Origin of the sequence: Amycolatopsis sp. NPDC051716 (genome assembly GCF_040681595.1) — a bacterium.
Taxonomy (GTDB): domain Bacteria; phylum Actinomycetota; class Actinomycetes; order Mycobacteriales; family Pseudonocardiaceae; genus Amycolatopsis.
This window is the reverse complement of sequence record NZ_JBFAZA010000029.1, coordinates 74,130-98,669: the sequence shown is the minus strand read 5'-3', so window position 1 is coordinate 98,669 and position 24,540 is coordinate 74,130. Positions and strand designations below refer to the sequence as shown.

The window sequence follows — 24,540 nt, the reverse complement described above, 5'->3', positions numbered from 1 at the left end:
GAAAGGTGAGTGGTGGGCTTGCGCGCCCGTGGTTCGTCCCTGCACGTCTTCAGCACGGTCGAGGTGCACACCCGATGACCGTCACCATCGAACCCGCCGAGTCCGCCCCCGAAGTGACGCTGGCCCCGGTCGCCGACCGGGCCCTGTTCTGGTCCGGCCTGGGCGCCGGCGAGCGCACCCTCCTCGACGTCCTCGCCGCCACCGCCGAGCGGCACCCGAACGCCGCCGCGATCGACGACGGCACCACCACGCTGACCTACCGGCGGCTCCTCGAGGAGATCGACGTCTACGGGCGGCGCCTCCAGAGCTACGGCGTCGGCCTCGGCGACCGCGTCGGCATCCGGATCTCCTCCGGCACCGCCGAGCTGTACATCGCCATCCTCGCCACCCTGTCCGTCGGGGCCGCGTACGTGCCGGTCGACGCCGACGACCCGGACGAGCGCGCCGAGCTGGTCTTCGAAGAAGCCCAGGTCGCGGCGGTCGCCACCGACGGCGCCATCAACGTGCACAGCACGCCCGGTGGCCGCGAAGGCAAACCCGGCCCGGCCGACGACGCGTGGATCATCTTCACCTCCGGCTCCACCGGCAAGCCCAAGGGCGTCGCGGTCACCCACGCGAGTGCCGCGGCCTTCGTCGACGCCGAGGCCGAGCTCTTCCTCACCGACGAGCCGATCGGCCCCGGCGACCGCGTCCTGGCCGGGCTGAGCGTCGCCTTCGACGCCTCTTGCGAAGAGATGTGGCTGGCCTGGCGGCACGGCGCCTGCCTGGTCCCGGCGCCCCGCGCGCTGGTCCGCACCGGCGTCGACCTCGGCCCGTGGCTGGTCGCGCAGCAGATCACCGTCGTCTCCACCGTGCCGACGCTGGCCGCGCTGTGGCCCGCCGACGCGCTCGAAGACGTCCGCCTGCTCATCTTCGGCGGCGAGGCGTGCCCGCCGGAGCTGGCCGAGCGCGTTGCCGTCGAAGGCCGCGAAGTCTGGAACACCTACGGCCCGACCGAGGCCACCGTCGTCGCCTGCGCCGCGCAGCTGACCGGCGAGGGCCCGGTCCGCATCGGCCTGCCCCTGGCCGGCTGGCAGCTCGCCGTGGTCAACGACGAGGGTGAGCCGGTCGCCATGGGCAAGACCGGTGAGCTCGTCATCGGCGGTGTCGGCCTGGCCCGCTACCTCGACGCGGCCAAGGACGCCGAGAAGTTCGCGCCGCTGCCGTCGCTGGGCTGGCAGCGCGCCTACCGCTCGGGCGACATGGTCCGCGCCGAAGAAGACGGCCTGCTGTTCCTCGGCCGGCTCGACGAGCAGGTCAAGCTCGGCGGCCGCCGCATCGAGCTGGGCGAGGTCGACGCCGCGCTGCAGGCCCTGCCGGGCGTGCAGGGCGCGGCCGCCGCGGTCCGCCGCACCAAGGCGGGCAACCAGGTCCTGGTCGGGTACGTCGTCCCGGGTGCCGAACCTTTCGACCTCGACCAGGCCGCGACGCGCCTGCGTGAGCACCTGCCCGCCGCGCTCGTCCCGCTGCTCGCCGTCGTCGAGGACCTGCCGACCCGCACCTCGGGCAAGGTCGACCGCGCCGCGCTCCCGTGGCCGCTGTCCACAGTGGAGGCTTCCGGGCTGACCCCGACCGAGACGTGGCTCGCCGAAGGCTGGGCCGAGATCCTCGGGGTCTCGGTCGACAGCCCGAAGGCGGACTTCTTCACCCACGGCGGCGGCAGCCTGACCGCCGCCCAGGTGGTCGCCCGCATCCGCACCCGGCACCCGCAGGTGTCGGTGGCCGACATCTACGCCCACCCCAAGCTGGGCGCGCTGGCCGCGATGCTGGACGCGCTGAGCGGCCAGGCCACCGAACGCCGGGAGATCGCGCCGACGAAGCGCCGCGCCGGGGTGATCCAGACGCTGCTGATGGTCCCGCTGATGGGGCTCGTCGGCCTGCGCTGGGCCACGCTCGCCGCCGCGCTGTCGAACGTCCTGTCGCTGCTCGGGTTCGCCTGGGCGCCGACGCTGAGCTGGGCGTGGATCGGCCTCGCCTGGGTGGTGCTGTTCAGCCCGGCGGGCCGGATCGCCATCGCCGCGGGCGGCGCGCGCGTGCTGCTCTCGGGCGTGCGCCCCGGCACGTACCCGCGTGGCGGCAGTGTCCACTTGCGACTCTGGACGGCCGAGAAGCTCGCCGAGTTCTCCGGTGCGGACAGCGTCGCGGGCGCGTCCTGGATGACGACGTACGCGAAGGCGCTCGGCGCGCGGATCGGCAAGGACGTCGACCTGCACTCGCCGCCGCCGGTCACCGGCTTCCTCAAGCTGGGCCGCGGTGCCGCGATCGAGCCCGAGGTCGACCTGACCGGCCACTGGGTCGACGGCGACGTCGTGCACATCGGCAAGGTCCACGTGGGCGCCGAAGCCCGTGTCGGCGCGCGCAGCACGCTGTTCCCGGGTGTCCGCGTCGGCAAGGGCGCGGAGATCGCGGCCGGGTCGACCGTCCGCGGCGCCGTCCCGGCCGGGCAGCGCTGGGCCGGTTCGCCCGCCGCGCGCGTGGCCAAGGACGAGCGCGACGCGCTGAAGTGGCCGTCGAGCCGCCCGCCGCGGTCGCACTTCTGGGCCACCGTCTACGGCGTGACTTCGCTGGCTCTCGGCTTCCTGCCCGGCGTGGCCGCGCTCGCCGGTGTCGCCGTGCTCGGTTACGGGATGGCCGGTGCCCCGACGCTGCTGGACGCGTTCACCCGCGCGCTGGTCTTCGTGCCGGTGGCGACCGCCGCGTACTTCCTGGCGTACATGCTGCTCGTGCTCGCCGGCGTCCGGTCGCTGAGCATCGGCATGGTCGAGGGCTACCACCCGGTGCACGGCCGCGTCGCGTGGCAGGTCTGGGCGACCGAACGGCTGATGAGCATGGCCCGCGAAGGCCTGTTCCCGCTGTACGCCAGCCTGTTCACGCCGGTCTGGCTGCGGCTGCTGGGCGCGAAGGTCGGCCGCAACGTCGAGGCGTCGACCGTGCTGGCCCTGCCGAAGATGACCAAGGTCGACAGCGGCGCGTTCCTGGCCGACGACACCATGGTCGCCACCTACGAACTCAACCACGGCTGGCTGCACGTCGCCCCGGCCCGGATCGGCAAGCAGGCCTTCCTCGGCAACTCGGGGATGACCGCGCCCGGCCGTTCGGTGCCGAAGCGCGGCCTGGTCGGCGTCCTGTCCTCGACGCCGCTGAAGGCGAAGAAGGGCTCGTCGTACCTCGGGATGCCGCCGCTGCCGGTCCGCCGCGCGATCGGCGACGCCGACACCAGCCGCACCTACACCCCCGCGCTGCACCTCAAGGCGGCGCGGGCGCTGGTCGAGCTGTGCCGGATCGTCCCGGTCATGTGCGGCGTCGCGCTGACCGTCGTGGTCGCCTTCGGCCTGCTGTGGACGGCGACGACGTTCGGGTTCGGCGTCGCCGCGCTGCTGGCCGGGCCCGCCCTGCTGGCCGCCGGGATCGTCGCGGCGCTGACCGCGACCGTCATGAAGTGGCTGCTGGTCGGCAAGTTCCGCGAGGTCGACCACCCGTTGTGGAGCTCCTTCGTCTGGCGCAACGAGCTGGCCGACACCTTCGTCGAGGCCCTCGCGGTGCCGTGGCTGATCGGCTCGATCGGCGGCACGCCGCTGCTGAGCGCCTGGCTGCGCACGATGGGCGTCAAGATCGGCCGCGGGGTTTGGCTCGAGACGTATTGGCTGCCCGAGGCCGACCTCGTGTCGCTGGGCGACGGCGCGACGATCAACCGCGGCTGCGTCGTGCAGACGCACCTGTTCCACGACCGGATCATGAGCATGTCCCGGGTGACCCTCGGCGAAGGTGCGACGCTCGGCCCGCACGGCATCGTGCTGCCGGGCGCGGGCATCGGCGCCCGGACGACGGTCGGCCCGGGCTCGCTGGTGACCCGCGGCGACGAGGTGCCGGCCGACACCCGCTGGCTGGGCAACCCGATCTCCGCGTGGCCGGGCAAGTAGAAAGTCACGAAGTACCCACCAGGCTCGCCGGACTCACCCGTCCGTGCGAGCCTGGTTTCAGTACGGCTCGAGGAAAGGTTCGGCACGGGTGATTTCGAAGGCTCCTGCTCCCGCACCCGGCGCGGACACCTCCGGCGACCCCTACCTGCCCGCCCACGGCAACGGCGGCTACCGGACCCGGCACTACGACCTGAACCTCGACTACAAGGTCGCGCCCAACCGGCTGTCGGCGTCGGCGGTGATCACCGCGGAGGCGACGCAGGCGCTGTCCCGCGTCAGCCTCGACTTCGGCGAGTTCCGGATCAACCGCGTGCTGGTCGACGGCAAGCCCGCGAAGTACCTCAAGCGCGCCGCGAAGCTGCACGTCAAGCCGGCGAAGTCGATCCCGGCGGGTGCCTTGTTCACCGTCGAGGTCCACTACGTCGGCAACCCGCGCCCGGTCGGGAGCCGCTGGGGTGACGTCGGCTGGGACGAGCTGACCGACGGCGCACTGGTGGCGAGCCAGCCGGTCGGCGCGCCGTCGTGGTTCCCGTGCAACGACCACCCGTCGGACAAGGCGGCCTACCGGGTGAGCGTGACGACGGCGTCGCCGTACCTGGTCGCGGTCACCGGCACGCTGGTCGAGCGCACGACGTCGGCCAGCACGACGAAGTGGGTCTATGAGCGGCGCGAGCCGACGGCGACGTACCTGATGAGCGTGCAGATCGGCCGTTACGACGAGGTCGAGCTGACCGGCCGCGGCTGGTTCCCGCACACGGGCGTGGGGCTGCGCCGGCTGAGCCTCGGCATCGGGCGCGCGACCGGCCAGGTCGAGTCGATCTTCGAAACGGTGCCGCAGCGGGCCGCCGTCCCGCCGCGCCTGCAGCGGGCGTTCGACCGCGACTTCGGCCGGCAGGGCCGGATGATGGAGTTCCTGCAGCGGCTGTTCGGCCCGTACCCGTTCGCCGAGTACGTCATCGTGATCACCGACGACGCCCTCGACGACCCGATCGAGGCCCAGGGCATGGCGATCTTCGGCGCCAACCACGTCGACGGCCGCCGCACCCACGAGCGGCTCGTGCTGCACGAGCTGGCCCACCAGTGGTTCGGCAACAGCCTGACGGTGGCCGACTGGCGCCACATCTGGCTGAACGAGGGCTTCGCGACGTACGCCGAGTGGCTGTGGTCGGAGGAGTCGGGCGGCATGTCCGCCGCGGCGCTGGCCCGCAGCTGGTACACCCGCATCAAGGCCAGGCCGGCGGACGTCCGGATCGCCGACCCCGGGGTGGCCCGGATGTTCGACGAGCGCGTCTACAAGCGCGGCGGCCTGACGCTGCACGCGCTGCGGGCCGAGATCGGGGACCCGGCGTTCTTCGCGTTGCTGAAGTCGTGGGCCGAGGAGCACCGGCACGGGCTGGTCACGACCGAGCTGTTCGTGGCCGCGGCGGAAGCGCACGCGGAGCGGTCGCTGAGCGCGTTCTTCACCCGGTGGCTGTACACGCCGGCGCTACCCCCACTTCCCTGATTCATCGGATGTCTCTGCCGCTTTCCGAGTGAACTCCTCTGGTCTTTTGGGCACCCCTCTGCAAGTATGACCGGACGCCGCCGCGTGATCTCGCCGAAACGTAGTATGAATTCGGAGGATGCTTCATGGACGCAGTGTCCCGGCGGACGGTGCTTCGCTCTGCCTCGGTCCTCGCCGGGGCGGCGGCCTTCGGGGGTCTGTGGGCCCGAGCGGCCCCGCCGGTGCTCGCCGGAACCAACCCCCACCGGGACGTCGCCGAAGATGCGCGGATGATCTGGCGGCGGTTGCCGAAGAACTGGCAGGAAGGCCCGTTCCTCGCCAACGGCTACCTCGGCGCCCAGGTCTACGCCGGCAGGACTCCGCAAGAGCTCAAGGTCATGCTGAGCCACACCCAGGTGCAGGACCAGCGGATCCAGTGGGAAGCCGGGATCGGGCTCTCCCGCCTGCCCATCGGCTATCTCACGCTCACCCTCGCCGGCGCGATCACCGCCGTCGACTGGACTCTCGACCTCTACAACGCCGAACTCGGCGGCACCATCACCACCACCCAGGGCTCGGTCGCCTTCTCCGCCGTCGTGCACAACGACCTCGGTGTGCTGCTCGTCTCGCTGACACCGAGCGCGGGGGAAGCGAAAGCCGCCTGGGCGTTCCAGCCCCTCGAATCCGCGACCACCCGGACCGTCCGCAAGCCGCCCGAGTACGTCGCCAACCCGGCGCCCGAGACCGGTGACGGCTACTGCGCGCAGCCCCTGCTCGCCGGCGGCGGGTACACCACCGCGTGGCAGGAGCGCACGATCGGCACGAGACGGCTGCTCGCCGCTGCTGTCGCCTACAGCTTCCCGGGCACCACACACACTGCCGACGCGAAAGCGGCCGTCCGGAAAGCGCTTGCCGCCCCGCCGGACGCGCTGCTCGCCCGCCACCGCCGCTGGTGGAACGACTACCACCGGCGCAGCTTCGTTTCGGTGCCGGACAAGCAGGTGCAGCGGTTCTACTGGATCCAGCTGTACAAGATCGCGGCCGCCACCCGTGCGGACGGGCCGGTCGTCTCCGAATGGGGGCCGTGGTTCCCCGAGGTCGGCAACAGCTGGACCGCGGTCTGGTGGAACCTCAACGTCCAGGTCACCTACCCGATCGTCAACAGCAGCAACCACCCCGAACTCGACGCCGTCACCGAGACCTTCCGGCGCGACCACGCGAACCTCGAGGTGTCCGTCCCGCCCGCGTACCGCGACGGCGACACCTACGCCCTCTCGCACCCGGGCGACTGGCGGCTGCGCCCCGGCGGCACGCGCTCGGTGGGCGTCCCCGGGACGACGTCCAAGACCGACCAGACCGGGAACCTGCTGTGGGGCCTGCACAACGTGTGGCTGTCCTACCGGCACCACCTGGACGAGCACGTGCTGCGCGATGTCCTGTACCCGACGCTGGCGAAGGCGCTGAACTTCTACCGCCACTTCCTGTTCACCGGCCCGGACGGCTCGCTGCACCTGCCGCTGACCCGGTCGCCGGAGTACGCCGACGCGCCCGACTGCACCTACGACCTGTCGCTGATCCGGTGGGCGGCCCGCACGCTCGTCGAGTCCGCCCGCATCCTGTGCCTCGACGAGCCGCGCGTGCCGATCTGGCGCGAAATCGGCGCGAAACTCGTGCCCTACCACGAGGATCCCGCGAACGGCGTGCTGATCGGCGACGGCGTCCCCCTCGCTGCCTCGCACCGGCACTTCTCACACCTGCTCTGGCTGTACCCGCTGCGGGAGAAGATCTGGGACCGCTCGGGCGACCGCGACCTCATGACGCGCACCTTCACCCACTGGGCTGCCGACCAGACGGCGTGGCACGGCTACAGCTACGCGGCGGCGTCGTCGATGAACTCGGTGATGGACGCGCCCGAAGAAGCGTTGCGCTACTTGAAGTTCTTCCTCGACCGGAACGTCGTGGCCGACACCGAGCTGACGGCCAACACGATGTACCGCGAAGGCGCCAACTTCGCCATCGAGAGCCCGATCACCGCCGCGCAGTCCCTGGTGGACATGCTGATGCAGGGGTCCGGCGGGGTGCTCAAGGTCTTCCCGTCGGTCTCGGCGACCTGGCGCGACGCCTCGATCGCCGGGCTGCGCGCGGAAGGCGCGTTCCTCGTGGACGCCTCCCGCCGAGACGGCAAGACCGAGTTCGTCCGCGTGCACAGCGAAGCCGGTGAGCCGCTGGTGCTCCAGCCCGGCGTTGCCGGGGACGTCGACGTCCGCGACGAGCACGGCCGCCGCCTGCCGTGGCGGCCGGCCGGTCCCGGCCGGATCGCGATCGCGCTGCGCCGCGGCCGCACCGCCGTCGTCACCCCGCGGGGCGGACGGCCGGACTTCGCGCCACGGGACGTTCCCGCGCTCGGCCCCGCGCCGGCGTGGGGCCTGCCGAACTGAACCCCGCTTTCGACAAGGAGGTCGGAATGTACATCACCCGCAGGACCGCGCTCGGCGGAGCGCTCGCCGGGCTGGCCGCCGCCGGCGTGACCCCCGCGTTCACGTTCGAAGCGGCCGCGGCGCCCGGGAGCGACGACTTCGGCTGGGCCGGGTTCCTGGGCACCGCGGACCTGTACTGGCGGCGGCTGCCGAAGACCTGGTACGAGGGCCCGTTCCTGGGCAACGGGTTCCTCGGCTCCGGCATCTACGCCGAACCCGGGCAGAACGCGCTCCGGTTCAACGTCCAGCACAGCCAGGTCCAGGACCACCGCCCGGAGTTCGGCTCGCTGTTCGGCCTGGCCCGGCTGCCGATCGGGTACTTCACGCTCGAGCCGGTCGGGGCGATCACCGCGATCGACTGGCGGATGGACCTGTGGAACGCCGAGCTGACCGGCACGATCACGACCGCGGCGGGCAGCCTGAGCCTGCGCGCGATCGTCCACACCGGACAGTCGCTGCTCGCCGTCGAAATCCGCCCGTCCGAAGGCGAACGCGGGTTCAAGTGGGTGTTCCACCCGGCGGTCGCGGTCAGCCCGCGGGCCGACCCGGTGTGGAACAAGCCGCCGCCGGCGGGGTACACCGCGAACCCGCCGGTGCAGCTGTCGGCGAGCGGTGACGCGCGGCTGGCCGTCCAGCCGCTGCTGGCCGGCGGCGAGCACGTGACGGCGTGGCGTGAAGTCACCCGCGGCGGCGCCCGCACCTTGTACACGTCGGTGGCTTGGTCGCACCCCGAGAAGACGTCGGTGACGCGGGCACTGGGCACGGTCCGCCGGGCGCCGGAGTTCGGCGCGCTCACCCAGGACCACCGGCGCTGGTGGCACGACTACTACCGGCGGAGCTTCCTGTCCATTCCGGACACCCGGTTGCAGAGCTTCTACTGGATCCAGCTGTACAAGGTGGCTTCGGCGGCCCGGCGCGAGGCGCCGGTGATGGCGACCTCGGGGCCGTGGCTGGAGAACACGCCGTGGCCGGCGACGTGGTGGAACCTCAACGTCCAGCTCGAGTACTGGCTCATCCAGGGCTCGAACCACCTCGAGCTCGACGCGGTCAGCTACGCGCTGGACAAGTACCGCGCCAACCTGACCAGCCAGGTGGCGCAGCCGTACCAGGCCGATTCGGCGGGGATCCCGCGGACGACCGACATGACGCTGCTCAACGGCCTTTCGAACGCCACGAGCGGGTTCCCGGTCGGGATCCCGGGGCAGGACACGCCGACGCCGGAGGTCGGCAACCTGACCTGGGCGCTGCACAACGTGTGGCTGTCCTACCGGCACTCGATGGACCGCAAGCTCCTGCACGGCACGCTGTTCCCGTTGCTGCGCAAGGCGATCAACTACTACCTGCACTTCCTCGCGCCCGGGCCGGACGGGAAGCTGCACCTGCCGCCGACGTTCTCGCCCGAGTACGGCGTCAACGCCCCGGACTGCAACTACGACCTCTCGCTGATCCGCTGGGGCTGCAAGACGCTGCTGCAGACGGCACCCGGCGATCCGCTGGCGCCTCGCTGGCAGAACGTGCTGGCGAACCTCGTCGACTACCCGGCCGACGTCAACGGCTACATGATCGGCGCCGGGGTGCCGTTCGCGAAGTCGCACCGGCACTACTCGCACCTGCTGCAGATCTACCCGCTCTACGACGTCACCTGGGAGCAGCCGGAGCACCGGGCGATCATCGAGACGTCGCTGAACCACTGGGTCGGCTTCGAAGGGGCGCTGCAGGGCTACACGTTCACCGGGGCCGCGTCGATCTCGGCGCAGATGCTGCGCGGCGACCAGGCCGCGTTCTACCTCGGCGAGCTGCAGCGGCGGTACATCCAGCCGAACACGATGTACAAGGAGTCCGGGCCGGTCATCGAGACGCCGCTTTCGGCGGCCAAGTCCCTGCAGGACATGCTGGTCCAGAGCTGGGGCGGGGTGGTCCGGCTGTTCCCGGCGGTGCCCGCGGCCTGGGGCGACGTCGCACTGCGGGACTTCCGCACCGAAGGCGCGTTCCTGCTCAGCGCGTCCCGCACCGGCGGGAAGACGCGCTGGCTGAAGGTGCACAGCGAGGCTGGGGCGCCGTGCGTGCTGCGGCCGGGCATCGACGGCGAACTCGCGGTGACGGACGCGCGGGGCCGGGCCCGGCGCTGGCGGCGGCTGGCCACCGGGGACGTCCAGGTCGAACTCGGCTGCGGTGAAGACGCGTTCGTCTACCGGAAGGGGGATCGGCCGGACTTCGGCGTCCGGCCGGTCGCGCCCGGCGGGGCGAGTGCGCCGTGGGGTCTGCCGTGATCGGCGTTTTCGCCCGGAGCGGCGGCCCGCACGGCAGAATGGTGCTCTCCGACGACGGGAGCGTGGATGAGCGAGCCGGACGGCAGACCCGGGCAGGGCCAGCCGCCGTACCAGTACCCGCAGTGGCGGCCGCCGGTGCCGCCGAAGCGGACGTCCCCGGCCGCCGTGGTGCTGATCGCCGGGTCGGCCGGGGTCGTCGTCCTGATGGTGCTGGCCTTCCTGGCCTGGGGGTATCCCGGGTTCCTGCGTGAGCTGGACGGGCAGGCGGAGGTCGCGCCGGGGCACCGGCCCGCCCCGCCGGCGACGGTCGTGACCCCGCCGCCCACGGGGCCGGGCACCCCGGTGACGCTGCCGGGCGGCCGGGCCCCGATGCCGAAGCGGGCGAAGCCGCTGGCCGACCCGGTGACGTGCGCGTTCACTCCCGACTCGGTCTCGCCGGCGCCGAAGAAGGCCGCGCTGCCGCCCGACGGGCCGGCGCCGTCGACGGGGACGGTCGAGGTGCGGCTGGCGACGACCGCGGGCGACCTCGGGCTCACCCTGGACCGCGCGCTGGCGCCGTGCACCGTGGTGAACTTCCTGAGCCTGGCGAAGCAGGGCTTCTACGACGGCACGTCGTGCCACCGGCTGTCGGTGACCGCGGGATTCCAGATGCTCCAGTGCGGCGACCCGGTCGGCGACGGCACCGGCGGCCCGGGCTACACGATCCGCGACGAGCTGTTCCCCGAGCTGACCTACGGCCGCGGCGTCGTCGCGATGGCGAAGACGTCCGCCCCGGACTCCGGCGGTTCCCAGTTCTTCCTGGTCTTCGGCGAGATCGGCATCCCGCCCGAGTACACGGTGTTCGGCAGCATCGACGACCCCGGCCTGGCCACCCTGGACCGGGTCGCCCGCGGCGGAATCGACCAGTCCAAACCCGGCATCGGCGACGGCAGCGGCCCCCCGAAGACACCCGTCACCCTCACCCACGTCACCACCTCGTGATGGAACAGCCGACACGCGTGATTGCGAGGTCGACACGCGTGATTGAAGGGTCGACACGGGCTACCGCGGCCGGTTCGCCGTGTCGTCGCTCCAATCACGCGAGTTGACCCTCTGATCACGCGTGATGCCCCTTCAATCACGGTCCAGGAGGTGGTGGAGGGCCTTGAGGAGGTCTGGTGCGGGGGTGGGGGACTGCGTGGGGTGGCGGTAGGCGACGTAGCCGTCGGGGCGGATCAGGAGGCAGCCGTCCTCGTCGATGCCGCTGAGGCGGGACCAGTCGCCGTAGGCGTCGCGGACGCCCGGGTCGCCGATGCGGACCGTCCGCAGGTCCAGGCCCAGCTCGGCGCCGGCCTTGGCCGCCGCGTCGCGCCACGGTGTGCCGGTGAGCCCGGTCAGGACCGTCCAGCGGCCGCCGCCCACGAGGTCCAAAGTGGACACGCGACGCCCGTGCGGTCCGACCAGCCACGCGTGCGGCAGCTTCGCCCCCGGCTCGGTGCTCGGCCGGTGGAACAGCTCGGGGTCCCGGTCGGGAACAGGAGCGGGGACGCCGTCGGGCAGCACGGCCCCGGACACGTACCGCTGGTCCAGCTCGACGCCGTGCGCGTTGAACTCGTAGTGCTTGAGCTCGATCGCCTGTTCCAGCTCACGCCGTTTCCGCGCCCCCGCGGCCGTGGGCGCGAGGCAGGTCTCGAGCCCGGCCGTGATGCCGTCGGCGTCGGTGTCGCCGGCGATCCCGAGCGCGGCGAAGATCGGCCCGAACTGGTCGCGGCTGAGGTTCGCCCGGTCGACGATCTGCTTGCCCACCGGCGCTCGTTCGGCGGTGTAGCTGTCCAGCAGCCCCTCGCCCGCCTCGCCGCGCAGGACCATCGCGAGCTTCCACGCCAGGTTGTAGGAGTCCTGGACGGACGTGTTCGAGCCCAGCCCGTTGGACGGCGGGTGCCGGTGCACGGCGTCCCCGGCGCAGAACACCCGGCCGGCGCGGTACTCGGTCGCGTAGTTGTGGTTGACCGTCCACAGGGACGTCGAGGTGATCTCGACGTCCAGCGCAGGATCGCCGACCAGGTCGCGCACCAGCCGCGTCGCTTCGCCGGCGTCGACCTCGGGCGGCGGCTGGGCGATGTCGTAGCCCCAGGTCAGCAGCCATTCGTTCCACGGCCGCACCATCCGGACCAGGCCCATCCCGATCCCGCCTAGGTGCGCGCCCGGCCGCATCACCCAGTACAGGACGCTCGGCCGGTGCGCCACGTACCGCGCGAGGTCGGCGGTGAACGTGATGTTCATGCTGCCCGCCTTGCCGGTCTGCCCGGCGATGGGCAGCCCGGCCTGCTCGGCGACGCGGCTGCGGGCGCCGTCCGCGCCGATGAGGTACTTGGCGCGCAACGTGAACTCGTCGCCGCGCAAGCGATCGCGGAACCGCGCGGTGACCCCGGAGTCGTCCTGGGTGAAGGACAGGAACTCCGTGTCCAGCCGCAGTTTCGCGCCGCGTGCGGCGGCTTCGCTCACCAGGATGGGTTCCAGGTAGGTCTGCGGCAGGTCGATCATGTGACACGGGCTGGCGGCGGTGTACTCCGACGCCGACCGGTCGCCGGTGCCCCAGCTGGCGATCCGGCCGATCTCCGGCCCGGTCAGCGACGTGCAGAGCACGGTGTCGCCCATCAGCTCGGGCGGTGTCCCGGCGGCCAGGGCCTTGTCCTCGACGCCGAGGTCGCGCAGCACCTCCATGGTCCGCTGGTTGGTGATGTGGGCGCGGGGCGTGTTGGCCGTCCAGCCGTACTTGGTGGCCAGCACCGTGGGCACGCCGTAGGTGGCGAGCAGCAGCGCCGCGGCGCCGCCGGCCGGGCCACTGCCGACCACGATGACGTCGGTGTCGTAGCTCATGCGTCGCTCCCCGAGATGCGGAAGGTGAAGTCGAGCCGGCCTTCGGAGAAGTCGACGATCAGGCCGTCCTTGACGCCGAACACGGTGTCCGAGTCGAGGTATTCGCCGCCCGCGACGAACAGCTGCGTGATCAGCGTGCGGTAGCCGGGTTTGGCGATCATGAAGTGCACGTGCGGCGCCCGGTAGGGGTGCCGCCCGACGGCGTCGAGCAGCTGCCCGACCGGGCCGTCGGCCGGGATCGGGTACGCGCTCGGCACGATCGTCCGGAAGCGGAGCCGTCCTCCGGCGTCGGTGCGGAAGCGGGCGCGCAGCACCGGACCGTCCACTTCGGGCAGCTGGACGTCGTAGAAACCGTCCTCATTGGACTGCCAGACGTCGACGATCGCGTCCGCGACCGGCGCGTCCGCGGTGTCGACCACGCGGATGTCCGCCGACAGCGGAGTGCCGGGCAGACCCTCCGCGAGGTCGGCGCCCTGCGGGGTCTCCGGCGGGCCGTCGACGTAGAACGGGCCGAGGACGGCCGACGGCGTGGTGTCCGGCGTCCGCGAGTTGGTCAGGACGTCGACCACGCTCGACACGCCGAGGGTGTCCGACAGCAGGATGAACTCCTGCCGCGTGTCGGTGGTGATGTGCCCGGCGCGGGTCAGGAAGCCGATCGCGTACTCCCACTCGTCCTGGGTGAGGCCGGTGCGGATCGCGTAGCCGTGCAAGGTCTCGACGAGGTCGGTCAGGAGCAGGCGGACCCGGTCCGGCGCCCCGGCGAAGCTGTCGACCACCTGTTTCGTGAGTGCCTCGAGGCTCGGCGGCATCGCGGGGCGGACGCCGTGCAACGCGGCGCGCAGCAGGTCCGCTTCCGGCTCGCCCTCGATGTCCGCTTCGGTGAGCCCCAGTTCGGCCAGCGAATGCGGGATCGGGAGCGACGCGGCCAGCTCGAACACCTCCGCGGCGTCGTCGAGGCCTTTGTGCGCCATGACGTACGGGAGGAGGACGGCGTGCGTCTCGGCGTGCGGCAGCCCGAACTTGCCGCCGAGGTGGTGGCAGAGCCGGTGGTGCGGGCCCATCGACACGGCGTCGAGGCACGTCCCCGCGAGCCACGCGCCGCGCAGCGCGTCGGTCCGGGCGTCCACATCGGACGGATCGGCCGCGATCCGCGGCAGGGCGTCCATGAGCAGCTTCGTCGCTTCCGCGGCGAGCAGGTCGGTCATCGGGTTGGCGTCCGGGGCGTAGCGCGCTTCGACGGCGTGGGCGAGCGCGTTGAGCCCGCTCGCCGCCGACACGGGAACCGGCAACGAAAGGGTGAGCCCGACGTCGTAGAGGACGGTTTCCGGCCGGACCGCCGGGGTTCGCTGGGTGGTCTTGCGGCCGTCGGCCGTCTCGCCCAGGACGGAGGTCAGCTCGGAACCCGCGTACGTCGTCGGGACGATCAGCTGCGGCAGGCCCGTCCGCAGCGCGATGGCCTTGGCCAAGCCGGTCGCCGAGCCGCCGCCGATCGCGACGACGCCGTCGACGTCGTTCTCCGCGGCGACCTTGAGCGCGCGTTCGGTGACGTCGACCGGCGTGTGCATGGTGGCGTCTTCGAAACGCGCGGCCAGCCGGGGACCGAGCGCCGCCGCGGCCCGGTCGCCGTGGCGCGGGCGGCCGATCAGCAGGACCCGGCCGAGCCCGAGGCGGTCCGCCTCGGCGCCGAGCGTGTCGAGCGAGCCGAAGACCACCCGGACGGGGTTCGCGGCGTAGCTGAACGAGGTCATGCGAGGCAGTATTCAAGCCGCAAAGGGCCCCGGTCCTGCACGTTCGTGCTGCGCGACGGCACGAAACGCGCGTTGTTCAGCGTCAGCGGGAACGGCGCAGCGCCGCCGGTGTGGTGCCGAGCTGGGCCCGCAGCACCCGCGTGAGGTGCTCCTGGTGGGAAAACCCGCAGCGGACGGCGATCTCGGCGATCGGGTCGTCGCCCGTGCGCAGCAGCAGCCCGGCCTGTTCGACGCGCAGCCGCAGCAGGTAGCGGTGCGGTGGCAAGCCGGTGCGGGCCTTGAACCGGCGGGAGAACCGGCTGACGCTCAGCCCGGTGAGCGCGGCCAGGTCGGCCAGCGGCACCGGCTCGGCCAGCCGTTCGGCCATCAGGTCGCGGACCCGCGCGAACTGGCGGTCGGAGAGACCGCGCGCCGGCTCGGGCTCGGGCACCGGCCCCGCTCGGTGCCGGCGCACGAGCTGCGCGGCGACGAGGGCGCCGAGCTGGTCGGCGTAGGTGCGGGCGCCCGGCTCCCAGTCGCGGACGACGCCGTCGAGACCGAGCACGAGCTGTTCGAGCAGCGGATCGTGGCTGCCGAGCTCCTCGGCGAGCCGCACCGGCGCGTGCTCCCCGGCGGCGTCCTGCACGGCGTCGTCGGAAAGGTAGACGTGCACGGTGTCGAGCGCTCCGCCCAGCTCGACGGACAGCTCGGCGTGCGACGGCTGCAGGAAGAGCCCGCCGGCGGGCATCCGCCGGCTCTGTTCGCGCGCGGTCCCGACCCCGCGGCGGACGGTGACCGGGCCGTCGACGTGCAGGATCAGCTGGTGGCTGCGGGCGGCCCCGAACTCGGCGCGGTAGGGACGTTCCCGCTGGCGCGAGACGTAGACCCGGTCCCAGCCGAGGCCGGCGCTGGTCCGGTCGGGGCGGACCCAGGGCAGCGCGAGGATGCCGTTGGTGTCGGCCAGCCCGAGTTCGCCCACGCTGCCTCCTCGACGTCGAGGCTGAGCGCGATGGTACCCGCCCTAAGCTGGTCGGCCGGAGAGCCAGACACCTGGGGGAGTCCGTTGCCGTTCACCTTCGCGCACCCGGCGGCCGTGGTGCCGCTGGCCCGGTGGCTGTGGCTGCCCGGCCTGGTCGCCGGTTCGCTCGCGCCCGACGTCGCCTACTACCTGCCCATTCCGGGTGGCGCCCTGACCCACGAGCCCGTCGGCCTGGTGAGTGTGGACCTGCTGCTCGGGCTGGCGCTGGTGGCGGCCGGGTACGCGGTCCTCGCGCCGGTCCTGGCGTTCGGGCCGGCCGGCTGGCGGGAGCGGGTGCCGCGCCCGGCCGGGCGGGTCCCGTGGCTCGGCTCGGTGGTCTCGGTCGTGGTGGGGGCGGCGACCCACCTGCTCTGGGACGCCTTCACCCACACCGGCGGCTTCGCCGTGCGGCACTGGGCGTGGCTGCGGGTCTCGGTCGTCGGCCCGCACCGGCTGTACAACGTCGTCGGCTATGTGTCGTCGGCCGGTGGCCTGGTCCTGCTCGCGGTGCTGGTCGGACGCTGGTACCGCCGGGCGCCGCGGGCCGAACGGGCGTGGCGAGCGCTGCCCCGCACCGGCCGGGCGGTGGTGGCGGCCGGGCTCGGTGCGGGGCTGGTGGTGGGCGCGCTGCTCGGGCTGACGGACCCGGTGAGCCGGGTCAGCGGCTACGACTGGGTCCGGTGCTTGCTGATCGGCGCGGTCCGCGGCGGTCTGGTCGCGGCGGCCGGTTACGTCGTCGCGTGGCCGCTGATCGGCCCGCGGGTCCGGTCAGAGGTCCAGCACGAGCCGCGGTGACAGCGAGCGGGACACGCACGGGTACATCCGGCCCGGCGCGGCGCCGATGTCGTCGCGGTGCTCGGGTTCCCCCTCGAGAACCGTGATCTCGCAGCTGCCGCAGACCCCTTCCCGGCACGCCGACGCCACCGGCCGTCCGGCGTGGTTCAGCGCGTCGAGCAGCGACTCGTCCGCCGGGACCCGGATCGTGCCCCCGGACCGGGCGCATCCCACCTCGAACGCGGTGTCCGGCCCGAACGTCCGCCGGGTGGGCTCGAACCGCTCGGTGTGCACCCCGGGGAACACCGCCTCGGCCGCGTCCACCATCGACGCCGGGCCGCAGCAGTACACCTCCGCAGCCGGGAACTCTTCGGCCAGGGCCGGGAAATCGGGGCGCGCGAGCCGCACGCGGTCTCCGTAAAGCGAAGAGAGTTCCGCGGCGAACGGCCGGGACCGGCCCGCGTACACGAGCGTCACCGCGGCACCGGACGCGACGGCGGACCGCAGCATCGGCACGATCGGCGTGATCCCGATCCCGCCCGCCACGAACAGGTACTCCGCCGCCGGGAGCAGCGGGAAGTGGTTGCGGGGCACCGAAACCGACAGCGTCCGGCCCGGCCGCAGGAAGAGGTGGACGTACTCGGAGCCACCGCGGCTCAGCGGGTCGTGGCGGACCGCGATGCGGTAGGCCGACAGGTCAGCGGGGTCGCCGCACAGCGAGTACTGGCGCGTCAGCCAGTTCGGCAGCTCCAGGTCGATGTGCGCGCCCGGCTCCCACGGCGCCAAGGGACCTTCGTCGCCGCGCAGGACCAGCGTGACGACGTCGTCGGTGACGTGCTCGACGCGGTCCAGGATCGTCTTCTGCATGTCGGGCACGTCAGTACAGCTTCCGGTAGCCGTCTTCGAGGAGCTGTTCGAACAGCACCGGGTCGACGTTCATCTTCTCGGCGGCCATCTCGGCGGCCGAGGGCAGTTCCGCGGCCAGCGCCTGGCTCGCCTGGTCCCACAGGCGCGCCGGATCAGCGCGCGGCCGCAGTGGAAGTACACCTCGGCGACGTCGACCACGATCGCGAGCATCGGCGCCTTCGCCTCGGTGCGCATCCGGGCGAGCACGTCCGGGTCGTCGGTGACGTACGCGCTTCCGTTGACCCGCAGGGTTTCCCGCATGCCGGGGACGAAGAACAGCAGGCCGACGCCGTCGTTCTCGGCGATGTTGCGGAAGGAGTCGGCGATCTTGTTGCCGACCCGGTCGGGCAGCGCGACCGTGCGCTCGTCGAGGACCTTGACGAAGCCGGGGTAGTCGCCGCGGGGCGAGCAGTCGGCGCGGCCCGCGGCGTCGGCGGTGGCCAGCGTCAGGAACGGCGAGTGCGCGATGAAGCGGCGGGCGTGGGAGTCGATGCGGTCGCCGATCTTGGCCTTGATCATCGCCTCCGGCTCGCCCAGCTGGGCCCGGACGTCGGCCGGGGAGACGCGATGCAGCATATTTGTGCTGGTCATGACACAATTATGAGCAAACATTCAGATCTTGACTACTCGCTTTCCCGGAGGCTTCGGTGACGTCGGACCAGCGCCGCATCCAGCCACGTAAACAGCCGCGTCAGGTGCGCGCCGAGCTGACCCGGCAGCGGATCCTGACCGCGGCTGCTCACGTTTTCGCCGACCACGGCTACCCGGCCGGCACCACCAACCGCATCGCCGAGCGCGCCGGCATCTCGATCGGCTCGCTGTACCAGTACTTCCCGAACAAGGACGCGATCCTCGCCGAGCTGCTGACCCGGCACCTCGACGACGGCACGGCGGCCCTGGCGAAGCTCCTGGCCGGCCCGCTGCCCGGCCCGATCGAGGAGGTCTTCCGCGTCTTCGTCCGGCTGGCGGTCGAAGCCCACCTCGACGACCCCCACCTGCTGCGGATGCTGCGGGAGCAGGCCCCGCGGTCGGACGAGCTGATCGAGCGGCTCGACGGGATGAAGCGGACCATGGTCGACCACACCCGCGTCCTCCTGGAGGGCCATCCCGAGGTCCGCGTCGCCGACACCGCCACCGCGGCCCGCCTGATCTTCGCGACGGTCGAGCTGGCCGTCCACGACCTGCTGGCCGAGCCCGACCCGATCGACGCCCGGCGGCTCGAGGACGAGATGGTCGCGATGCTGACGCGGTACGTCAAGGGGTGAACTGGTAGGCGCCGGCGTCGATCCGGGGGCCGACGGTGTTGCCGTCGACGTCGATGCCGGCGTACTTCTCGACGCCGAGCCCGATGGCTGGGCTGCCGCTCTTGAGCACGAGGTTCGTCGCGGAGGTGAACTTCGGGTCGGCGACCTTGTCCGTGGCGCCCGGCGTGAACTGCCGCTGGCCGCCGGAGAAGACGTTGTGGTCGGTCGCGGTCCAGCCGGGGTCGGCGTACCCGATCTTCATCGCGGCCTGGATGACGTTCTGGGTCAGCTCGAGCGTCTGGTCGGTACAGCCGCCGTAGCAGACGAACCCTTCGGATTCGGCGTTGCCGAGCCGGACGGAGTTGTTGCGGAAGACGGTGCCGGTCACCGGGCCGTTGCCGTCCTGGGCGCCGCGCGTCACGATGCCGCCGCGGGTCTTGGCGCCGAAGACCGCGTTGTACTCGTAGACGTTGTCGCGCGACACGCCGTCCGGGTCCTCGGCGTCGGTGCCGAGCTCGGTGAAGGACTCGTTGTCCTCGGAAATGTTGTGGTGGATGACGTTGTCGGAACCGTAGAAGATCTCGACCGCGGCCCCGTCGAGCCCGCCGAAGTCCTCGCTCACGGCGATCGATCCGCTGATCCGGTTCCAGCCGATGTCGGAGCCGTTGCCCTGCACCAGGATCGCGAAGGCGCCGGAGTCGTCGTTGCCGCCCGGTGTCACGACGGTCATGTGGTTGTTGTCGACGAGGTCGTTCTGGGTGACTTCGGTCCCGTCGGCGCTCGGCGCGATGTAGACGCCGGCGCCGGCGCCGGTGATGTAGTTCGAGAGGACCTTGTCGTGGTCCCCGCCGACCTCGACGCCGGCCCAGGAGCAGCGCCCGGCATCGGCCGCGACGCCGATCTGCAGGTCCCGCACGGTGAGGTGGTCGCTGGGCAGGTTGACGCAGGCTTCCTTGTCGCCTTGGACGATCGGGCGGGCGCCGTCACCGTAGGCGCCGATGGTCACGGGCGCGGAGTCCGAACCCTGGCCCAAGACGCTGAGCCCGCCGGTCCAGGTCCGGCCGCGGCGAAGCAGCACGGTTTCGCCGGGTTTCAGTTCCGTCGCGGCGACCTTGGCGAGCGACTTCCAGGGCGCGGCCGCGGTCCCGGCCGCGTTGTCGTTGCCGAGGGCTTGATCGACGTAGTAGGTGTTCGGCGCGGCGGCAGCCCCGGGGGCGGTGACGGTGGCGGCCACGAGGGTGGCGAACACGCCGAGCGAGAGCAGTTTCCACTGGTTCGACATGGCCCGCGACGGTAAGCCGGGCCGGTACACGGGACGTACAAGGCATGGCTCCGCATCACTTCACCGCTTGTGTGACCAGCGCGGCGATCCTCTTCTCGGCCGCGGGCGTCACTTCGGTCAGCGCGAAGCCGGCCGCCCACATGGTCCCGTCGTCCAGGTTCGCTTGGTCACTGAACCCGAGCACCTTCTCGATCCTCCGGGACGACCTGCTGGACATGTTCATGGTCGCGTACGGCCGATAGTCAGGCGTTCGCCCGGCGCAGGCGGTCGGCTGCTTGGGCGCGGATGGCGTCCGAGCACACCGGGCGGTCGCCGTGCAGGGCCTCCCAGCGGGCGTTGTGCAGCGCGGGCCACAGGCTCGCCGCCCACGCGATTTCCCGCTCCTCCTCGGTGAACCGGCGTCCCCGGAGGTCCTGGTAGGCCGCCAGGAAGGCGGCCGAACTCCCGATCGGCGCCAGGGTCGGCGGCGATACGCTGGCGAACGCGCCGCACGCCGCTCCCGCCAGTGCCGCTTCCGGTTGCCACGCCAGGCTGTCCCAGTCGTGCACGGCCCCGATACCGCCGTCGTGCCAGCGGAGGTTCTGCGCTTCGAAGTCGGCGTGGCCCAGCACGCAGGGCAGGTCCGCGGCCAGCAAACGCTTGCGCGCTCGCGTCGCCGTCTCGACGACGTACGCGGGCACGACGCTCTGGTCCTGTTCGTCGAGGAACCCGATCGCGGGCCAGAGCCCGGGATCGCGGTGGTCCCACCGCACCCAGCGCGGGTTCGGCAGGGGTGGCGTGACGACCAGGGTCGCCAGTTCGGCCTGCAACCGGGCGAAGACCTCGGCGTATCGCCCGGCGACGTCCGGCGAGTCGCCGGGCAGCACCTCGCCGCCGGGCCGGAACTCCTCGGCGTGCACAGCCAGCCCGTCGACGATCGTCACGGGCGTGAGTGGCCGCGGACACGGGAACCCGCGCTCCGCCAGCCAGGCCTGCGCGGCGACGCACGACTCGGCCCGGCCGTCGTCCTCACGAGCCTTGACGACGACGTCCTGTCCGTCGGCCAGCCGCAGCCCGGACACCGTCGAAAGGGACCGCCGCTCGAACAGCACTTCGACCGGTTCCGCGCCCAGGTGCGCCGTGCACCAGGGCGAAAGCCGGATCACCGGTCCTTGGCCACGAGGGCCGCCTGCGTGCGGCTGGTCACCCCCAGCTTGGCCAGCACGTTGCCGACGTGCACCTTCACCGTCCGCTCGGCCAGCCGGAGCCGGGCCGCTATGTCCTTATTGGACAATCCTTCGCCCAGCAGCTCCAGCACGTCCCGCTCCCGAGGCGTCAGCACACCGCCGCCGCTCAGGGCGGCTGCCGCCGCCGGGCTCAGGGCCGTCACGCCCTGGTGGGCCGCCCGGACGGCGGCCGCGAGCTCGTCGCCCGAGGCGTCCTTCAGCACGAACCCGGCCGCGCCCGCGCCGAGGGCTTCGCGGATCTCCCGGGGGCGGCCGACCGTTGTCAGCATCAGCACGCGTGGCGCCGAGGGGCCCAGCCGGCGCAGGACCTCGAGGCCGTCCATCCCGGGCAGGTACAGATCGAGGAGCACGACGTCGGCTTCCACGGCCGAAGCGAGCAGCTCCGGGCCGCTCGCGTACTGCGCGACGACGTCGAGGTCCGGTTGCGCGCCCAGGATCAGCGCGATGCCCTCGCGCACCAGCGCGTGGTCGTCGACGACCTGAACCCGGATCATGTCCGCACTCTACTGTCGGCGCATGCGCCAGTCTTTCGTCACGACGACGGCCGTCGCCGCGGTGTTCTTCGCCAGCGGGGCGTGGACGCCGCAGCAGGGGTGGCTCGCCGCCGGGCTCAGTGCGGCCCAGCTCGTCCCGCTGCTGTGGTCACGCCGCGCCCCGGCCGTCGTGCTCGTCGTGGTGACCCTCGCGACGGCCGGGCACCTGCTGCTCGACCAGCCGCGCAACACGATGTACGTGCCGGTGCTGCTGGCCCTCCACAGCACGCCGCAGCGGTGGCTCGCGGCGGCCTCGGCGCTGGTCGTCGGCGCCGCCGTGTTCCCGGCGAAGGGGCCACTCGACGGCACGGTCCTCGCGATCACGATCGCCGTGGTGGCCTGGCTGCTCGGCGCCGAACGCCGCCGCGCGCTCGCCGACCGGGCCGAGCGCGCGGCCCGGCGGCTGCACGACACGCTCGCCCAGACCACGGCCGTCATGCTGGTGCAGGCCGAGACGCTGCGCGCGGTCGGCGACCTGACCGACGCCGACCGCGAACGCCTCGACACCCTCCTGGCCGCCGGCCGGGGCGCGCTGACCCTCGTCCGCCGCACGCTGGACGACCTGCGTGCCGACGCCGAACGCGCCCCGGACCTCGCCGAGGTGCTGGCCCGGCTCCGCACCGCGGGGCTGGTCCTCGACCGCGATCCGGTGCTGCCCGCGCTGCCGCGCCCGGTGCGGGAGCTGGCCGAGCGGTTCGTCGCGGAAACGGCGGTGAACGCCCTGCGCCACAACGGTCCCGGCGTCCGGCTACGGCTCGACGTCGAAGCCGGCGAGCGGCTGACGATCACCGCGCGGAACACGCTCAAGGGAACGTCGCACGAAGGCGACGGCTACGGGCTGGCCGGGCTCGCGGAGCAGGCCGCGGCGGCCGGGGGAGCGCTGACCCGCGGCCCGCGGGACGGCGAGTGGGTGGTCAGCGTCGAGCTGCCAGCAGCTGCGACACGGTCACGAACCGGTAGCCGCGCTGCTTGAGCCCGTCGAGGACCGGCCCGATCGCCTGCCGGGTCTGCTCGCGGGAGCCGTACATCGCGTGCAGCAGCACGATCGAGCCGGGCCGGACCTGGCCGAGGACAGCGCTTTCGACGGTGGCCGCGTCCGGGGTGCCGTCGGAATCCGGGGCGACGTCCCAGGTGATCGTCGTGCGGTGGTGTTCGGCCAGGTAGTGCGGGAGGCCGAAGAGCTTCTTGCCGTTCGGTGGCCGGAAGAGGATTTCGCCGTGGTACCCGGCCGCGCGGATGAGGGCGTCGGTGGCTTCGACCTCGTCGGCGACCCACGACGGCGTCACGCCGATCATCCGGGCGTGGCTGAAGCTGTGGTTGCCGAGCTCGTGCCCGGCGGCGGCGATGTCGCGGGCGAGGTCCGGGTGCGCGGCCATCTCCCGGCCGATGAGGAAGAAGGTCGCGGGCACCTGACGGCTCTTCAGCGTGTCCAGGATCGCGTGGGTGCCCGCCGGATCGGGTCCGTCGTCGAAGGTGAGGGCGACGAGCTTTTCGGTGGTGTCGACGCGGTCCACCAGGGTGCCGAAGAACTGGAAGGTCCGCGACTTCGACACCTCGAACAGCACGACCGCACCGGTGAGCACGACGACCAGCACGCTCGCCACGACGATCGTCCACTTCCGGGCGCGGCGGGATTTCAAGATCATGGCCGTCACCCTGACGGTGGTCCCGGGCCGCGGGAAGCCGCAAAGGTACTAGTACCCGTCAGCATATGTTGACGCCTCGATCGAGTCAGCATATGCTGACGACGTGAGCCTGATGACCGATTTCGAGCACACCGTGCGCAGCTCCGACCCGGACATCGCGTTGCGGGCCGTCGCGCGGTTGCGGCGCTTGGCCGAGCAGCTGGAGACCGAGCAGGTGGCGGCGGCCCGGCGAGCCGGCTGGTCGTGGCAGGACATCGCCGACCGGCTCGGCGTCACCAAGCAGACCGTGCACCGCAAGCACCGTGGCCGGGAGGGCTGATGTTCCGAGGTGACGATCCGGCGGTCGGCCGGGTGTTCCGCCGCGCCGGTGAGCTGGCGCGGGAGTACGGGCACGTCCGGGTCGGCAGCGAACACCTGCTGCTCGCTCTCACGGAAGGACCGCTGACCGGACTTGTCGGGATCGAGCGGGCGGTCCTGCGGGCGGCGCCGGACGGCGCCGGGGTGGCCGCCGACCGCGAGGTGCTGACGGTGCTGGGTATCGATCTGGGGCCGCTGCCTGCGGAACTGGCGGACCGGCCGCCGGTCAAGGAGCCTCTGTTGCCGCTTGGCGTCGCTCGGGTCCGGCGGTTGTGTGCCCGCGCGAAACCGCCGATCGGCCTGGACGTTCAGGCCGCCTACGCGGCGTCGCTGCGCCTCGCTCTTGCCCGGCGGGAACGCGAGCACCGGATCGAGCATGTCGCGTTGACGCTGTTCGCGCTCGATCCTGGCGCCGACTGGGCGGTGCGTACGGCTGGTGCTGACCGGCGGGAACTGCTTGCCGGGCTGGCTTCGGACTACCCGCCGCCTCGGCGTAACCGGCTGCTGCGGGTTGAGCGCCGGCTGGGGCGGCAGGCTCGATGCCGTGACATCGTGCGTGGTTATCAGCGGACGACGGGTCGGGCACCGGTTGCTCCGTCGGCGCTGGCCGCTTTGGTGCACTGAAGGCGGTCCACTCCACTCCGGCCTCTCGGTGGTGGAATCGCGCGATCCGGCGTTAATAGGCGGGTCCGCCACCCCGAAGCCTGATTGTGACTACGGCCGGGGGGGAGGGGGTGAGGTGGGTGTGGGAGGACTGGGTCAGAGGGGCCGCACGAGGA

General features: G+C 72.3%; 20 protein-coding genes. 10 read left to right on the top strand and 10 right to left on the bottom strand.

What is annotated here, in order from left to right:
- The first annotated feature begins 74 nt into the window (after nucleotides 1-74).
- The 5 genes from AB0M30_RS33025 to AB0M30_RS33005 all read left to right on the top strand — a co-directional run bounded on the left by AB0M30_RS33025 (nucleotide 75) and on the right by AB0M30_RS33005 (nucleotide 11,170).
- A complete protein-coding gene (locus AB0M30_RS33025) occupies nucleotides 75-3,959 on the top strand; it encodes a Pls/PosA family non-ribosomal peptide synthetase (RefSeq protein WP_364591906.1) in 3,885 nt (1,294 codons plus the stop codon).
- An 88-nt stretch (nucleotides 3,960-4,047) separates the two neighbouring features.
- Nucleotides 4,048-5,463, top strand: coding sequence for a M1 family metallopeptidase (locus tag AB0M30_RS33020; protein ID WP_364591903.1), 1,416 nt, complete (start codon nucleotides 4,048-4,050; stop codon nucleotides 5,461-5,463).
- A gap of 125 nt (nucleotides 5,464-5,588) precedes the next feature.
- Nucleotides 5,589-7,880 (top strand): glycoside hydrolase family 95-like protein, encoded by a 2,292-nt coding sequence (locus AB0M30_RS33015; RefSeq protein ID WP_364591900.1) that lies wholly within the window; start codon nucleotides 5,589-5,591, stop codon nucleotides 7,878-7,880.
- A 26-nt stretch (nucleotides 7,881-7,906) separates the two neighbouring features.
- A complete protein-coding gene (locus AB0M30_RS33010; protein ID WP_364591897.1) occupies nucleotides 7,907-10,189 on the top strand; it encodes a Tat pathway signal sequence domain protein in 2,283 nt (760 codons plus the stop codon).
- A 66-nt stretch (nucleotides 10,190-10,255) separates the two neighbouring features.
- Complete coding sequence (locus tag AB0M30_RS33005; protein WP_364591894.1) at nucleotides 10,256-11,170, top strand: peptidylprolyl isomerase; 915 nt, start codon at nucleotides 10,256-10,258, stop codon at nucleotides 11,168-11,170.
- 132 nt (nucleotides 11,171-11,302) lie between these two features.
- On the opposite strand, the gene AB0M30_RS33000 is transcribed toward AB0M30_RS33005, so the two are convergent.
- From AB0M30_RS33000 to AB0M30_RS32990, 3 genes are all read right to left on the bottom strand, one after another.
- Complete coding sequence (locus tag AB0M30_RS33000) at nucleotides 11,303-13,048, bottom strand: FAD-dependent monooxygenase (RefSeq protein WP_364591891.1); 1,746 nt, start codon at nucleotides 13,046-13,048, stop codon at nucleotides 11,303-11,305.
- Nucleotides 13,045-14,796, bottom strand: coding sequence for a maleylacetate reductase and hydroxyquinol 1,2-dioxygenase domain-containing protein (locus AB0M30_RS32995; RefSeq protein WP_364591888.1), 1,752 nt, complete (start codon nucleotides 14,794-14,796; stop codon nucleotides 13,045-13,047). The genes AB0M30_RS33000 and AB0M30_RS32995 overlap by 4 nt, the downstream gene beginning before the upstream one ends.
- Nucleotides 14,797-14,878: 82 nt before the next feature.
- Entirely contained in the window at nucleotides 14,879-15,754 is an 876-nt protein-coding gene (locus tag AB0M30_RS32990) for an AraC family transcriptional regulator (RefSeq protein ID WP_364591885.1), read from the bottom strand.
- An 84-nt stretch (nucleotides 15,755-15,838) separates the two neighbouring features.
- Between AB0M30_RS32990 and AB0M30_RS32985 the strand changes: the two genes are divergently transcribed.
- Nucleotides 15,839-16,588, top strand: coding sequence for a DUF4184 family protein (locus AB0M30_RS32985; protein ID WP_364591882.1), 750 nt, complete (start codon nucleotides 15,839-15,841; stop codon nucleotides 16,586-16,588).
- On the opposite strand, the gene AB0M30_RS32980 is transcribed toward AB0M30_RS32985, so the two are convergent.
- Nucleotides 16,562-17,434 carry a PDR/VanB family oxidoreductase gene (locus AB0M30_RS32980; RefSeq protein ID WP_364592000.1) on the bottom strand — a complete coding sequence of 291 codons (873 nt, stop codon included), beginning with the start codon at nucleotides 17,432-17,434 and terminating at the stop codon, nucleotides 16,562-16,564. The two genes, AB0M30_RS32985 and AB0M30_RS32980, sit on opposite strands and share 27 nt — an antisense overlap.
- Before the next feature lie 69 nt (nucleotides 17,435-17,503).
- Entirely contained in the window at nucleotides 17,504-18,064 is a 561-nt protein-coding gene (locus tag AB0M30_RS32975) for an MSMEG_1061 family FMN-dependent PPOX-type flavoprotein (protein ID WP_364591879.1), read from the bottom strand.
- Between the two features lie 56 nt (nucleotides 18,065-18,120).
- Between AB0M30_RS32975 and AB0M30_RS32970 the strand changes: the two genes are divergently transcribed.
- Complete coding sequence (locus AB0M30_RS32970; RefSeq protein ID WP_364591876.1) at nucleotides 18,121-18,738, top strand: TetR/AcrR family transcriptional regulator; 618 nt, start codon at nucleotides 18,121-18,123, stop codon at nucleotides 18,736-18,738.
- On the opposite strand, the gene AB0M30_RS32965 is transcribed toward AB0M30_RS32970, so the two are convergent.
- From AB0M30_RS32965 to AB0M30_RS32950, 4 genes are read right to left on the bottom strand one after another with little or no spacing between them, the layout of a single operon-like run.
- A complete protein-coding gene (locus AB0M30_RS32965) occupies nucleotides 18,728-19,999 on the bottom strand; it encodes a right-handed parallel beta-helix repeat-containing protein (RefSeq protein WP_364591873.1) in 1,272 nt (423 codons plus the stop codon). The genes AB0M30_RS32970 and AB0M30_RS32965 overlap by 11 nt on opposite strands.
- A gap of 55 nt (nucleotides 20,000-20,054) precedes the next feature.
- Nucleotides 20,055-20,216 carry a hypothetical protein gene (locus tag AB0M30_RS32960; protein ID WP_364592012.1) on the bottom strand — a complete coding sequence of 54 codons (162 nt, stop codon included), beginning with the start codon at nucleotides 20,214-20,216 and terminating at the stop codon, nucleotides 20,055-20,057.
- Between the two features lie 25 nt (nucleotides 20,217-20,241).
- Nucleotides 20,242-21,144 (bottom strand): phosphotransferase, encoded by a 903-nt coding sequence (locus AB0M30_RS32955; protein WP_364591870.1) that lies wholly within the window; start codon nucleotides 21,142-21,144, stop codon nucleotides 20,242-20,244.
- A complete protein-coding gene (locus AB0M30_RS32950; RefSeq protein WP_364591867.1) occupies nucleotides 21,141-21,719 on the bottom strand; it encodes a response regulator transcription factor in 579 nt (192 codons plus the stop codon). Before AB0M30_RS32950 ends, AB0M30_RS32955 begins: the two co-directional genes overlap by 4 nt.
- Before the next feature lie 22 nt (nucleotides 21,720-21,741).
- On the opposite strand from AB0M30_RS32950, the gene AB0M30_RS32945 reads away from it, so the two are divergent.
- Nucleotides 21,742-22,731, top strand: a complete 990-nt coding sequence (locus AB0M30_RS32945) for a histidine kinase (protein ID WP_364591864.1) — start codon at nucleotides 21,742-21,744, stop codon at nucleotides 22,729-22,731.
- Here the strand turns inward: AB0M30_RS32945 and AB0M30_RS32940 are convergent.
- The gene (locus tag AB0M30_RS32940; protein ID WP_364591861.1) at nucleotides 22,673-23,404 is read right to left on the bottom strand and encodes a polysaccharide deacetylase family protein; all 732 of its coding nucleotides are present in this window, start codon (nucleotides 23,402-23,404) and stop codon (nucleotides 22,673-22,675) included. The genes AB0M30_RS32945 and AB0M30_RS32940 overlap by 59 nt on opposite strands.
- Before the next feature lie 112 nt (nucleotides 23,405-23,516).
- Between AB0M30_RS32940 and AB0M30_RS32935 the strand changes: the two genes are divergently transcribed.
- Both AB0M30_RS32935 and AB0M30_RS32930 read left to right on the top strand, forming a co-directional pair.
- Complete coding sequence (locus AB0M30_RS32935; RefSeq protein WP_199191314.1) at nucleotides 23,517-23,723, top strand: helix-turn-helix domain-containing protein; 207 nt, start codon at nucleotides 23,517-23,519, stop codon at nucleotides 23,721-23,723.
- The gene (locus AB0M30_RS32930; protein ID WP_364591858.1) at nucleotides 23,723-24,385 is read left to right on the top strand and encodes a Clp protease N-terminal domain-containing protein; all 663 of its coding nucleotides are present in this window, start codon (nucleotides 23,723-23,725) and stop codon (nucleotides 24,383-24,385) included. The genes AB0M30_RS32935 and AB0M30_RS32930 overlap by 1 nt, the downstream gene beginning before the upstream one ends.
- Nucleotides 24,386-24,540 lie beyond the last annotated feature (155 nt).